The organism is Sedimentitalea sp., assembly GCF_039973035.1.
GTDB lineage: Bacteria > Pseudomonadota > Alphaproteobacteria > Rhodobacterales > Rhodobacteraceae > Sedimentitalea.
The window spans coordinates 101,986-113,566 of record NZ_JBDWLR010000062.1 but is presented as its reverse complement, the minus strand read 5'-3'; the positions used below and the strand labels follow the sequence as shown (position 1 = coordinate 113,566).

General features: G+C 61.2%; 12 protein-coding genes and 1 pseudogene. 5 read left to right on the top strand and 8 right to left on the bottom strand.

The genetic code is table 11. The annotated features are described in order from the left end of the window. Positions 1-141: pseudogene (locus ABJO75_RS16620) on the bottom strand (S-(hydroxymethyl)glutathione dehydrogenase); the annotation flags it as partial. A gap of 154 nt (positions 142-295) precedes the next feature. Between ABJO75_RS16620 and ABJO75_RS16615 the strand changes: the two are divergent. Both ABJO75_RS16615 and ABJO75_RS16610 read left to right on the top strand, forming a co-directional pair. Beyond that, positions 296-1,591, top strand: a complete 1,296-nt coding sequence (locus tag ABJO75_RS16615; RefSeq protein WP_348127349.1) for a DUF1963 domain-containing protein — start codon at positions 296-298, stop codon at positions 1,589-1,591. Between the two features lie 77 nt (positions 1,592-1,668). After that, complete coding sequence (locus ABJO75_RS16610; protein WP_348127348.1) at positions 1,669-1,956, top strand: I78 family peptidase inhibitor; 288 nt, start codon at positions 1,669-1,671, stop codon at positions 1,954-1,956. A gap of 18 nt (positions 1,957-1,974) precedes the next feature. Here ABJO75_RS16610 and ABJO75_RS16605 read toward each other — a convergent pair whose 3' ends face one another. From ABJO75_RS16605 to paaI, 5 genes are all read right to left on the bottom strand, one after another. Further along, positions 1,975-2,442 carry a cytochrome c gene (locus tag ABJO75_RS16605; protein ID WP_348127346.1) on the bottom strand — a complete coding sequence of 156 codons (468 nt, stop codon included), beginning with the start codon at positions 2,440-2,442 and terminating at the stop codon, positions 1,975-1,977. A gap of 89 nt (positions 2,443-2,531) precedes the next feature. Then, positions 2,532-3,101, bottom strand: coding sequence for a TetR/AcrR family transcriptional regulator (locus ABJO75_RS16600; RefSeq protein ID WP_348127344.1), 570 nt, complete (start codon positions 3,099-3,101; stop codon positions 2,532-2,534). Further along, positions 3,101-4,411 (bottom strand): phenylacetate--CoA ligase PaaK, encoded by a 1,311-nt coding sequence (paaK, locus tag ABJO75_RS16595; protein WP_348127342.1) that lies wholly within the window; start codon positions 4,409-4,411, stop codon positions 3,101-3,103. Before paaK ends, ABJO75_RS16600 begins: the two co-directional genes overlap by 1 nt. After that, on the bottom strand, positions 4,411-5,604 hold the full coding sequence (gene pcaF / locus ABJO75_RS16590) for a 3-oxoadipyl-CoA thiolase (RefSeq protein WP_348127339.1): 1,194 nt from the start codon (positions 5,602-5,604) through the stop codon (positions 4,411-4,413). The genes paaK and pcaF overlap by 1 nt, the downstream gene beginning before the upstream one ends. Next, positions 5,601-6,032, bottom strand: a complete 432-nt coding sequence (paaI, locus tag ABJO75_RS16585) for a hydroxyphenylacetyl-CoA thioesterase PaaI (protein ID WP_348127336.1) — start codon at positions 6,030-6,032, stop codon at positions 5,601-5,603. The genes pcaF and paaI overlap by 4 nt, the downstream gene beginning before the upstream one ends. A gap of 114 nt (positions 6,033-6,146) precedes the next feature. Between paaI and paaZ the strand changes: the two genes are divergently transcribed. Genes paaZ through ABJO75_RS16570 form a run of 3 tightly spaced genes read left to right on the top strand, consistent with a single transcriptional unit; the run spans position 6,147 to position 9,357 of the window. After that, positions 6,147-8,174: a phenylacetic acid degradation bifunctional protein PaaZ gene (paaZ, locus tag ABJO75_RS16580; RefSeq protein WP_348127333.1), complete on the top strand. Its 2,028-nt coding sequence runs from the start codon at positions 6,147-6,149 to the stop codon at positions 8,172-8,174. Positions 8,175-8,183: 9 nt separating this feature from the next. Then, complete coding sequence (locus ABJO75_RS16575; RefSeq protein WP_348127330.1) at positions 8,184-8,981, top strand: PaaX family transcriptional regulator C-terminal domain-containing protein; 798 nt, start codon at positions 8,184-8,186, stop codon at positions 8,979-8,981. A gap of 31 nt (positions 8,982-9,012) precedes the next feature. Then, the gene (locus ABJO75_RS16570; RefSeq protein WP_348127328.1) at positions 9,013-9,357 is read left to right on the top strand and encodes a DUF2794 domain-containing protein; all 345 of its coding nucleotides are present in this window, start codon (positions 9,013-9,015) and stop codon (positions 9,355-9,357) included. A gap of 9 nt (positions 9,358-9,366) precedes the next feature. Here ABJO75_RS16570 and ABJO75_RS16565 read toward each other — a convergent pair whose 3' ends face one another. Continuing rightward, the gene (locus ABJO75_RS16565) at positions 9,367-10,191 is read right to left on the bottom strand and encodes an NlpC/P60 family protein (RefSeq protein ID WP_348127325.1); all 825 of its coding nucleotides are present in this window, start codon (positions 10,189-10,191) and stop codon (positions 9,367-9,369) included. Beyond that, positions 10,188-11,570: a leucyl aminopeptidase family protein gene (locus ABJO75_RS16560; RefSeq protein ID WP_348127322.1), complete on the bottom strand. Its 1,383-nt coding sequence runs from the start codon at positions 11,568-11,570 to the stop codon at positions 10,188-10,190. Before ABJO75_RS16560 ends, ABJO75_RS16565 begins: the two co-directional genes overlap by 4 nt. Positions 11,571-11,581: the final 11 nt, after the last annotated feature.

The following is an 11,581-nucleotide window of genomic DNA, read 5'->3' as shown; positions in this document are numbered from 1 at the left end:
GCGGGTGAACTCGTCGGTATGGCACAGGCCGGTGGCCTTGACCTCGACCAGAACCTCACCGGCCCGCGGGCCCTCAAGGTTGACCTCCATAACTTCCAGAGGCTTCCCAGCCTCCATCGCCACCGCCGCTCGCGTTCGCATACTGTCGTCCTCCGGTATGTCCGTTTCAGCCGGACCGTGATGCAACTTGAGCCACGGTGCAAGCCCGTTGGGCCCATTGAATTCCGCATCAGCGCCAAATTTGCGCCCAATTGCACGGGCCTAGTGATGGAATTGCAAAGTTAGGTGTTTGGTTATGGTTTGGTTTAGATTTGGTTTTGGCAGTTTCGGGTTGGCGTGCATCGGAGCCGCCGCAATTCTGGTTCTGATGCGGTCCGGCGCAATCGGCGATATGGCCCCGGGTGCGCTATTGATGACACTAGCGGTAGTCGGCGTGGGGTTGGGCGTGTCGGCAATGATCCGGGCAACACCCGCGCATGGTCCCTATACGTCGGTTGAAGCTGAACCCGGCAGCCCGATCGTGACGCAACAGGCACCTGCCACATGCGCGCGGGTGGTCCCGATGTTGCCGACCTCATCTGATACGGGGTGCACAAGCTGGCTGGGCGGCGCGCCAAGGTTGCCCAAAGGGGCAGAATGGCCGGTGATCGCCGGACAGCCCGCACAGTTTCTGGCGCAGATCGACTGTGCCGCATTGCCGGATACGCTGTGGCAAGGCGTAGGGCCGCGCCACGGTTCGATGGCGTTCTTTCGAGCGGCGGCCCACGATGGTGGTGAGTTGCCCGTGCGGGTGTTGCATGTCGAAGGTCCGCTGACCTGCGTTTCAGCACCCGTTCGCCAGGATCGGCGCCCTCGATGGCCGCTGCTGGTGCAAACCGCCGATCAGGATGACTCCTTTGTCGCGACCGATACTGGTGCGGAACCGGATTGGGGCGTTCTGCATGATGTGGACCTGAGACATTCCGGATACCAGCCCTTTGACTGGACCAGCGCGGCGATGCTGTTGAATTCAATGGATGCCTTGATTGCGAGCTATGCAAAGCGATTGGGCGATGCTGCCAGCGATGATCAAATCATGCATCTTCGGCAAACCTCTGATGGGCTCGCAGAGTTGCGTGCGACGCTTGTCGTGGCCCAGACGGGGCAGGCATTTGATGATCTGGCGCTCCACACGTTGCAAGATGGGCTTGCTGCATTGACCCTGCCTGCGAACCTGAGGGGTGCAGGAGCGTCTGCAAGGAACCTATTGCCAATGTCGCGGCATCCCTGCGCGGCTCAGGCCTTTTTCGCGCCGTTTGAGCGCCACTGCCGCCAAGTCTATGCGGAGAGCCCTTGTCATCTGCCATCCGCGCAACGCGCCTTGTTTGAACCTTTCTGGGCACATAATGCGCGCCACGAAACGGGGTGCATCGGAACGGCTGATCTGCCTGCACCGATCAATGTTGGCGAGGCGGAATTGTTGCTGGAACTGCCGTCGAGCGAGTTGCTGGGCTGGATGTTTGGGGAAGGTCGCGCGCTGCGTATCTATGTGACGCCTGAAGATCTGGAACAGGGTGTACTGGACCGTGCCTGGGGCAGCGTTGCCGCCTGACGGTCGGTGCAAACCTGGGATGTTCCCTTTGCGATCTGCGTGTGCCAGAGTTCCCCCATCACTGTTGGGGGATCACCATGCAACTACCGTTTCTCTCGGGCCTGTTCTGCGGAATGCTGATCGCTGCCATTGGAGTCTCAATCACGGGGATGGCGCAATCTGATGATCAGGGGGCACGGACCGCCTGTCTGACAGACGCGCAAATGGCGCTGCCGGGGCAGGATGTGGATGCTGCGCAGTCGGTCCTGCCGGAACAAGCGCGCATCATCCCGCCGGATTCCGCAATCACTCAGGATTACCGGCCAGATCGGATCAATGTCGATGTGGACGAAGATTGTGTTATCTTGCGCGTTTGGTGCGGCTAGCATCTGTTGCCGCCACGTTCAGCGCATGTCTTTCCGATAAGCGCGGTGACAGGCCAGACAAGCGTGGACAAGGCGCGGCAGAGTCTTGCGCAGGCGCGGCAGTGAATAGATGTCCAACCCACGTGCCGCCTTTTGTGCGGATTTGGCCCGCCCTTTGAAATCGCTCCAGTTTGACCAGATATCGGGTCGTGCGTTGGACAGCGTATCAGCATGCGCTTTGCGAAACAGGGCCGGTATCCGCCGGGTGGTTGCGATCAGGGTGCGCCGGGCATCCCGTGCGCGGTCGCGATTAAAGACGGCGCGGCCACCCATCATGTCGCCCAGTACCGTCAAGGCTGCATTGTTCGTATTCATTGCCGACATGCGATTGCGCACGCCGGGGTCCGTGACCCAGCTGATCTGACCGGATTGCGCAAACACACCGGTTGTCAGCAAGAGCAGCATGAGAAACAGCCCCGCCCCTCGCACGCCATCTGCTGGTGTCATATTGTGCATCGCCCCTGTCCGCTGCTTTCGCCGCGTTCAGTCTAGAGTGCAATGTGTGAAGATTTGCCTGCCGGCGCCAGCGACGGAATTCAGAGCGCGGCCAGCCCGCCCCGCACGAAATCTGTCGCCAGATCGGCATATTCCGTCCGCGTCAGTCCCTTGCCGGGCCGGTTCCACATATAAAACCAGTTGAGGATGCCAAAGACCGTCATGGTGGCCGCGCGCAATCGGTCACCGGCGAGGGCTGGGTTCTCGGCGACAATCGCATCGGACATGATCGTCACCAGTTGTCGTTGCAGATCAATCAGCGGTTTCTGCATTTCGGGTGGCAAGGTGGCAAGCGCATCCAGTTGCAGTTTGTGTTCGGCATCTGCATCGGAGTAGGCGGCCAGAATGGCGTGGATCAGGCTCGACAACCCGTTGTCGCGGGCGGCTTCGACGCTATCGGACAGTCCGCTCAGATGGGCCTGCAGGATGTCGAACAGCAGGTCCTCCTTACTGTCGTAATAGTGATAGATCAGCGCCTTGGAGACTCCGCATTCCCGCGCGGCGCCGGTCATTGAGGCACGGTCATACCCATTCTTGGCAAAGTAGCGCGCCGCCCCCTGTCGCAAGGCGGCGCGTTTTTCGTCGTGATCCTTGGCTATTCCCCGAGGCATCAGGTTTTGGGGCGGTTGTCGACGATGCGCACGGCCTTGCCCTGGCTGCGCGCGACGCCGCCCGGTTCGGCCACATCGACCTTGATGGTTACGCCAACGTTGCGTTTGACCTTGCCCTTGAGGTCGGCGCCGGCGTGAACACGGTCTTCGTTGCTGGTGAAGCCTTCGATCGCTTCGACCTGAACCAGCAGCTCGTCCATCCGGTCAGGCCGGGACAACACGATCTGAAAATGCGGGGCGAGACCATGCACGGTCATCAATTGTTCTTCGATCTGGGTCGGGAACACGTTGACGCCACGCAGGATGATCATGTCATCCGAGCGGCCCGTGACCTTTTCCATCCGCCGCATGCTGCGCGCCGTGCCGGGGAGAAGTCGGGTCAGGTCGCGGGTTCGATACCGAATGATCGGGAACGCTTCTTTGGTTAGAGAGGTAAAGACCAGTTCCCCTTGTTCGCCGTCGGCCACCAGCTCGCCGGTCTCGGGGTTGATGATCTCAGGATAGAAATGATCCTCCCAGATATGCAGCCCATCCTTGGTTTCAACGCATTCCATCGACACGCCGGGGCCCATCACCTCGGACAGCCCATAGATATCGACCGCATGCATGTCGAATGCCGCTTCTATTTCCTGCCGCATGGCGTTGGTCCAGGGTTCGGCGCCGAAAATGCCGACCTCAAGCGAACTTTCGCGCGGATCAATGTTGGCGGCCGCAAACTCATCCAGAATGGACAGCGCATAGGATGGCGTGACGGTGATGCCTTTGGGCGCGAAATCATGGATCAGGCGAACCTGCCGTTCGGTCATACCACCTGACACCGGAACCGTAGACAGACCGAGTGCATCAGCGCCCAGATGGATGCCCAAGCCGCCGGTAAACAGCCCATACCCATAGGCGTTGTGCAGCATATCGCCGGTGCGCAGACCCGCGGCACGCAAGGATCGCCCTACGACCTCGCCCCAGACATCCAGATCGCCTTGCGTATAGCCAACGACGGTTGGCTGTCCGGTGGTGCCAGACGATGCATGCACACGGCGCAGTTTATCGCGCGGAACGGCAAACATGTTGAATGGATAGTTATCGCGCAGGTCCTGTTTTACTGTGAACGGGAATTTTGCCAGATCCTGCATCGTGTTCAGATCATCGGGATGCACTCCTGCGGCATCAAAGCTGGCCTTGTAGAACGGCACGTTGTCATAGGCGTGCCTGAGCGACCATTTCAGCCGCTTGACCTGCAGGGCGGTGATTTCATCGCGGCTTGCGGTTTCGATCGGATCCAGATCGCCGGGGCGGGGGGACAGGTCTTTCATCAGGCTTTCTCCAACAAGAGGGCGATGCCCTGGCCAACGCCGATACACATGGTGCAGATCGCGTGGTTCAGATCATTGTCGGTCATGTTGATCGAGGCCGTCAGGGCGAGCCGGGTGCCCGACATGCCGAGCGGATGACCAAGGGCAATGGCACCGCCGTTCGGGTTCACATGGTCCGCATCATCCGGCAGGCCGAGACGCCGGGTCACGGCAAGGCCTTGGGCGGCAAAGGCTTCGTTCAACTCGATCGTGTCGATGTCGTTGATGGTCAGCCCGTGTTGCGCCAACAGCCGCTCGGTCGCGGGGGCCGGGCCGATTCCCATGATCCGGGGCGGAACGCCGACGGTTGCCATTCCGGCAATCCGGGCGCGTGGGGTCAGGCCGTATTTGGTAACTGCCGCTTCGGACGCCACGATCACTGCCGCAGCACCATCATTGACGCCCGAGGCATTGCCCGCTGTCACCGACCCACCCGTACGGAAAGGGGTCGGAAGGCTGGCGAGTTTCTCAAGCGTGGTCTGGCGCGGATGTTCGTCGGTGTCGACAATCTTTGGATCGCCCTTGCGCTGCGGGATGCTGACTGGTGTGATCTCGCGCGCCAGCCGTCCGCTGGCAATCGCCGCCGCCGCGCGGTCTTGCGAGCGCAGGGCAAACGCATCCTGTGCGGCGCGTTCGATATTAAAGTCCGAGGCGACGTTTTCGGCGGTTTCGGGCATGGAATCGGTGCCGAAATGCTTGTGCATCTCGCGATTCACAAAGCGCCAGCCGATTGTCGTGTCGTAAATCTCGGCCTTGCGTGAGAATGCGGCGTCGGCCTTGGGCATGACAAAGGGTGCGCGGCTCATGCTTTCGACACCACAAGCGATGACCACATCGGCCTCGCCACAGCGCACCATGCGGGCAGCGGACCCGATCGCATCAAGGCCCGAGCCGCAGAGCCGGTTGATCGTGGCGCCGGGCACTGTATCGGGAAGACCGGCCAAGAGCGCGGACATGCGGGCGACGTTGCGATTATCCTCACCGGCCTGATTGGCGCAACCGGCGAGCACCTCGTCGATCTCGATATCGTCATAGGGTGCTACGACCTCACGCAAAACGTGGGCGAGCATATCGTCGGGTCGAACGCTGGACAGCGCACCGCCAAAGCGGCCGACGGGCGTGCGCAGCCCGCCGCATAGAAAAGCGTGAGTCATGGTGTCTCCTCAAAATTCTGGCCCTTGATGGTCCGCGACAGACCTCGGAACAGGGCGACCTTGCGGCCATCCGCACCGGTCACAGTGATATCATAGACGCCCGAACGGCCAGTGCGGGCGGATTCGATTGCCGTGGCAGTCAGCCGCTCGCCGGGCTGGCCTGGCGAAAGGTAGGTGATGGAGTTTTCCTGCGCCACGGTCACCTGGTTGTAGCTGTTGCAGGCAAAGGCAAAGGCGCTGTCGGCGAGGGTAAAGATATAGCCGCCATGGCAGATATGGTGGCCGTTCAGGTGGTGATCTTGGACTGTGAACGACATGGTGGCCGTACCGGGGCCGACCGAGTCCAACGACATGCCAAGCCATTGCGACGCGGCGTCGGTCGCCCACATCGCTGCGGCACTGCGTTCGGCGCGTTCCTGTGGTGTCATTCTCGCCTCCTCCAAGGTGTCACCACCCTGCATAAAACCGACCGCTTGGTCAATAGTGTTGATTTTGCCGCCAAGACCGGGCATGGTGGCCGCGCACCTATGGGGGGAACTGTGATGTTGAGACCGGCAAGCTATGCGATTGGGAAATGGATCGAACCGGGCGCCGAATCGCGTGCGATTCATGGGCCGGTCACCGGCGATCTGATCGGACAGGCTGGCGGCGCGCCGCTGGATGTGCAGGGAATGCTGGACTGGGCGCGAAGCACAGGCGGCCCTGCCCTGCGGGCGATGGGGTTTCATGACCGCGCCCGACTGATCAAGGCGCTGGCGGTTTATCTTGGCGAACGCAAGGAAGAGCTGTACGCAATCAACCCGCTGACCGGGGCGACGCGGCGCGATGGGGCCATCGACATTGATGGCGGCATCGGCACGATGATGGTGATTGCCAGCAAGGGTCGGCGCGAAATGCCGGACGGGCAGATCTATGTCGATGGGGCTGCCGAAGCGCTCTCGCGCGATGGCACCTTTATCGGACAGCACATTGCCGTACCGCTGCAGGGTGTGGCTGTCCTGATCAACGCGTTCAACTTTCCGGTCTGGGGCATGCTTGAAAAACTCGCACCGGCGATACTGGCCGGGATGCCGGTGATCGTAAAGCCCGCGACCCAGACCTGTTATCTGACCGAAGCCTGTTTTCGCATGATCATCGAATCGGGCATTTTGCCCGAAGGGGCGGTGCAACTGGTGATCGGTGGCACCGGCGACATGCTGGACCGGCTGGGCGCACAGGATGTGGTCAGCTTTACCGGGTCGGCGGATACCGCGCTGCATCTGCGAACGAACCCGGCGCTGATGCGTAATTCGGTGCGGTTTCACGCGGAACAAGACAGCCTGAACGCCACCATCCTTGGCCCCGACGTCGCAGCAGGATCGCCAGCGTTTCAGGCCTTCATCAAGGAGGCGGCGAACGAAATCACCACCAAGGCAGGGCAGAAATGCACAGCAATCCGGCGCATCATCGTCCCGCAATCGATGATCAGCGAGGTCAGTGAGGCCCTGATGGCCCGGTTGGTGGGAATCACGGTGGGCGACCCGGCGGCAGACGGTGTTCGCATGGGCGCATTGGCAAGTGCTGCGCAAAAGGCGGATGTGCTGGACAAACTGTCTGCACTGGCTGGCGAAACCGTCCGTTTGACTGACGATCCGGAAACTTTGGATCTGATCGGTGCCGGACCTGAGGGGGCGTTCCTCGCGCCGACCCTGCTGCGCTGTGATGATCCTGATGCGGCGCGTGCGGTTCATGAGCTCGAGGCTTTTGGCCCGGTTTCGACCTTGATGCCCTATCGCGATGCGGACCACGCGGCGGCGTTGGCCAATCGCGGCGGCGGCTCGCTGGTGGCCTCATTGGTGACAGACGATCCACAGGTCGCCCGGCAGGTGACACTCGCAAGCGCGGCGTGGCACGGGCGGCTCTATATCAACGGCGCCAGCAGTGCCAACGAGGCGACCGGTCATGGCGCGCCCCTGCCGCATATGGTGCATGGTGGACCCGGTCGTGCAGGTGGTGGCGAGGAATTGGGCGGCGTGCGCGGCGTGCTTCATTATATGCAACGCACCGCCGTTCAGGGCAGTCCGGACGTGATCGCGGCGATCACAGGTCAATGGCAGCCCGGTGCCGCCGAGATTGACGCCCAGCAGCATCCGTTCCAGCGGACGTTCAATGAAATTCGCATCGGCGAGACCCTGCTTACGGATGCGCGCGAGGTCACGCTGGAGGACATCGCGCATTTTGCCGAATTCACCGGCGATACGTTCTATGCCCATACCGACGAAGAGGCCGCCAAGGCGAATCCGTTCTTTCCGGGGCGCGTGGCGCATGGATATCTGCTGCTGTCATTCGCGGCGGGTCTGTTTGTGCAACCCGATCCGGGGCCGGTTCTGGCCAATACCGGGCTAAACAGCCTCAGCTTTCAAAAACCGGTCAGCCCCGGCGACAGCATCAAGGTTCGATTGACCTGCAAGCGCAAGACTCGGCGCACTGACAGTTATGGCGAGGTTGCGTGGCACGTCACCCTGACCAATCAGGACGGTGATCAGGTTGCCGAATACGAGCTTTTGACGATGGTATCCTATACGCGCTAAGGCTGGCGGATGGATCCGCTTGCCCCACTTGTCACCGCGCTGCATTCGCAGGGGCGGCTTCGTGTCTGGTCACTGGTGATCACCGCTTTTGGCGATCTCGTTCAGCATCGCGGCGGCGAGATTTCCAGTACCCGGTTGCGGGCGCTCTTGGGTCGTGTGAGTGTCGAACAAGGCGCTTTGCGCACGGCGATGTCGCGGCTGTCGGGCGATGGTTGGATCATCCGAGAACGCGCTGGCCGCAGCAGTCTTTATCGGCTCAGCGCGCAGGGGCTGGATCGGTTCGCGCCTGCGACGACGCGGATCTATGCACCCCCGCGCACGGCTCCCGTGCATCGTTGGGCGGCTGTCATGACCTCTACTGCGGCGGGCGCGCAGGTGATGCGGCTCTGCCCGGCGGATGACGCTGCTGGTGAGGCCGATTGCGTTGTGGTTGGTGATCTTCAACACATCTCTAATGCCTATCGCGCAGCGCAACTGGAACCAACGCATCGGAATGCGCTCACCGCGCTTGCTGCGGACCTTGCTGCATTGGGCAAAGGCGTCACTGACCCGTTGGATGCCGCCGCCGCGCGGTTGCTGTTGATACACCGGTGGCGGCGGATCGTGTTGCGCTTTCCTGAATGCGTGCCCGAGTTGCTGCCGGATGATGCGCCTCTGAAAAATCCGCGCGTAGCGGTCGCGCAGGCGTATGCAGCATTGACGCCAGCGGTCGAGGGCTGGCTTGAAAGCGACACGGGCGGGCTTGCACCGCTGCCAAAAGCATCACAGTCCGCCGCGAAACGCTTTGGTGCCGCGTTAGGGGCTTGATTTGCGGCACGAACACGGCAAGGCTGAAGGCATGACCATCCAACCGCCCAGCACGTTTCCACAAGGACCGATACCGGTTCAGGTGGCGTTTGATCGGCGGGAACTTGGCATGATCATGTCGGTCTATGGCAGAATGGTCGCGGCGGGAGAATGGCGCGACTATGGGATTTCCTGCCTGTCCGACCTGGCGGTGTTCTCCGTGTTTCGCCGCACCGCTGAACACCCGCTTTACCGTATTGAAAAGCGACCCAAGCTGCGCCATCGACAGGGCATGTATTCGGTTGTCGGCATGGACGGCCAGGTCCTGAAGCGCGGGTCCGACCTTAAAATGGTACTGCGTCCGCTGGAGCGGAAACTGATACGGGTGGTCGACTAATCCCCAGTCTTACAGGCGCTTATGCGCGATCACTGGACCTTGGCCCTGACCGTCGATCCGGTCAATTGCAGCTCTGATGGGTTCGTGCACCACGGCCATATGGGTTCCGTTGGCATGGATCAGGCTGTCTGTATGCACCACCATCGCTACATGGCCTTTCCAATACAGCAGGTCGCCGCGTTGATAGTCCCCCTCCTGCGTCACGTCGCGACCAAGGGCTGATTGCTGCATGTCGGTATCACCGGGACATTCGTGGCCACTTGCCAAAAGCGCGGTCTGAACGAGGCCCGAGCAATCGATGCCAGAGCGGCTGTTGCCGCCCCAAAGGTACGGGGTACCGAGAAACAATTCGGCCACTTTGACAGGATCGTCCATGGTTTCGCCAATCGGGCGCAGATGCACGCGCGGAATGAACCCAAACGGAGTTTCCGCAAGACGATCGGCTTCGCCCACAACATTCACAAGGCTGCCAAAGCTGAGCATGTGGCGATCAGGCGACTTGATGTTGGCGTCTTGATAAAGATGACAGGCAGGGGCGCTGACCCAGTGGGTTACAGGCTCGCTCGGACGGAGCGCCGCGCTGTCGACATATCCGACATACCCATCCTTGTGTGCCCGCACAAAACTCATGCCAGCGTGGTCCTCATAGAGGTCCACGCGTTCACCCCAAAGCAATTGGCGATCGCGCGCGCCATCTGGTGCGCGCAGCAGGTCCACCACAGGCCGCACCACCTGACATGGCGTGCCAGTAACGCGGGACAGGCTGGGTGCGACGTCGCTCAGATGTGCCGCTGCAACCCGGTTGTTGGCCGGTGTGAGGCGCGGGTCGTTCATAGTTTCAGCAAGGCGGGCAATGCGTCAAACACCGCCCGTGCACCGGTTCCCACACCCCCACGTGGACGGGCCGGGGCGTTGGCAGATTGCCAGGAAAAGATGTCAAAATGCACATAGCGGGCGTCGGACACGAACCGCCGCAGGAATAGCGCCGCAGTGATCGACCCCGCAAATCCGCCTGATGGCGCATTGTCGAGATCCGCGTTTGCCGGTTCGATCTTGGTCTCATAGCCTTCGTGAAATGGCAGGCGCCAGACCGGATCATCGACGCGCGCGCCCGAGGCAAAGAGGGCCTGCGCGTCATCATCGTTGTCGGTGTAATAGGGCGCAATGTCCGACCCCACGGCAACGCGCGCCGCACCGGTCAGCGTCGCCATCGACAGGATCAGGTCGGGTTCGTCTTCAGAGGCCAGCGCCAGTGCATCCGCAAGCACCAGACGCCCTTCAGCATCTGTGTTGTTGTTTTCAACAGTAAGCCCCTTGCGGGAATCGAGAATATCACCGGGGCGGAAAGAGGCACTGGAAACCGAGTTTTCGACCGCAGGGATCAGAACCCGGAGTTGCACCGGTAATTTCATCGCCATGATCATCCGAGCGATACCCAGAACATGCGCGGCGCCGCCCATGTCTTTCTTCATCAGACCCATGCTGCTGCCGGGTTTCAGATTCAGGCCGCCGGTATCAAAACACACACCTTTGCCCACCAGTGTCAGTTTCGGACCGTTTTGACCCCACCGCATATCAATCAGGCGCGGCGGCGTGGCCGATGCGCGCCCGACCGTGTGGATCAACGGAAAGTTCTGATCGAGCAGATCATCACCGACGATAGTGGAGCACTCTGCGCCATGCGCCTCGGCAAGCTCGGCCGCGGCGGTGGCGAGGTCAACGGGACTCATGTCAGAGGCCGGTGTGTTGACCAGATCGCGAATCATGGCTTCCGCTTCGGCCATGATCGTTACCTTGACCGGATCGACACCCTGAGGCGGGACCAGCGAGACGGTCTTATCGGATTTCTGTTTGTAGCGATCAAACCTGTATCCCGACAACAGCCAACCAAGGCACTCAGTCTCGGCCACGTCCTCGGGCAGGCCCGAGGCAATGCGATAGGTCCCCGAGGGTAATTTTGACGCCGCAGATGCAAGCGGAAAATGTGTGCGGGCGCGCTTGGATGCGGTACCGTACCCCGCCAATGCCATGACCTTTCGGTCGCCGCTGGCCGGAACCAGCAGCGTCTGGCCAAGATTTCCTGAAAAATCATTCTGTTGGACCCATTCGCCGACTGCCGCGTCCTGAGAGGCGAGCCAGTCGTCCAACGACTGGGAGGCTATGATATGCAGATCGATCGCGTCTTGGGCGTCCTCGGCAAAGGTATAGGGCATTGGGCACTCTT

Coding starts and splice junctions, on each gene's coding strand:
- ABJO75_RS16615 (WP_348127349.1), top strand. CDS start 296: ATGGTTTGGTTTAGATTTGGTTTTGGCAGTTTCGGGTTGGCGTGCATC.
- ABJO75_RS16610 (WP_348127348.1), top strand. CDS start 1,669: ATGCAACTACCGTTTCTCTCGGGCCTGTTCTGCGGAATGCTGATCGCT.
- ABJO75_RS16605 (WP_348127346.1), bottom strand. CDS start 2,442: ATGACACCAGCAGATGGCGTGCGAGGGGCGGGGCTGTTTCTCATGCTG.
- ABJO75_RS16600 (WP_348127344.1), bottom strand. CDS start 3,101: ATGCCTCGGGGAATAGCCAAGGATCACGACGAAAAACGCGCCGCCTTG.
- paaK (WP_348127342.1), bottom strand. CDS start 4,411: ATGAAAGACCTGTCCCCCCGCCCCGGCGATCTGGATCCGATCGAAACC.
- pcaF (WP_348127339.1), bottom strand. CDS start 5,604: ATGACTCACGCTTTTCTATGCGGCGGGCTGCGCACGCCCGTCGGCCGC.
- paaI (WP_348127336.1), bottom strand. CDS start 6,032: ATGACACCACAGGAACGCGCCGAACGCAGTGCCGCAGCGATGTGGGCG.
- paaZ (WP_348127333.1), top strand. CDS start 6,147: ATGTTGAGACCGGCAAGCTATGCGATTGGGAAATGGATCGAACCGGGC.
- ABJO75_RS16575 (WP_348127330.1), top strand. CDS start 8,184: ATGGATCCGCTTGCCCCACTTGTCACCGCGCTGCATTCGCAGGGGCGG.
- ABJO75_RS16570 (WP_348127328.1), top strand. CDS start 9,013: ATGACCATCCAACCGCCCAGCACGTTTCCACAAGGACCGATACCGGTT.
- ABJO75_RS16565 (WP_348127325.1), bottom strand. CDS start 10,191: ATGAACGACCCGCGCCTCACACCGGCCAACAACCGGGTTGCAGCGGCA.
- ABJO75_RS16560 (WP_348127322.1), bottom strand. CDS start 11,570: ATGCCCTATACCTTTGCCGAGGACGCCCAAGACGCGATCGATCTGCAT.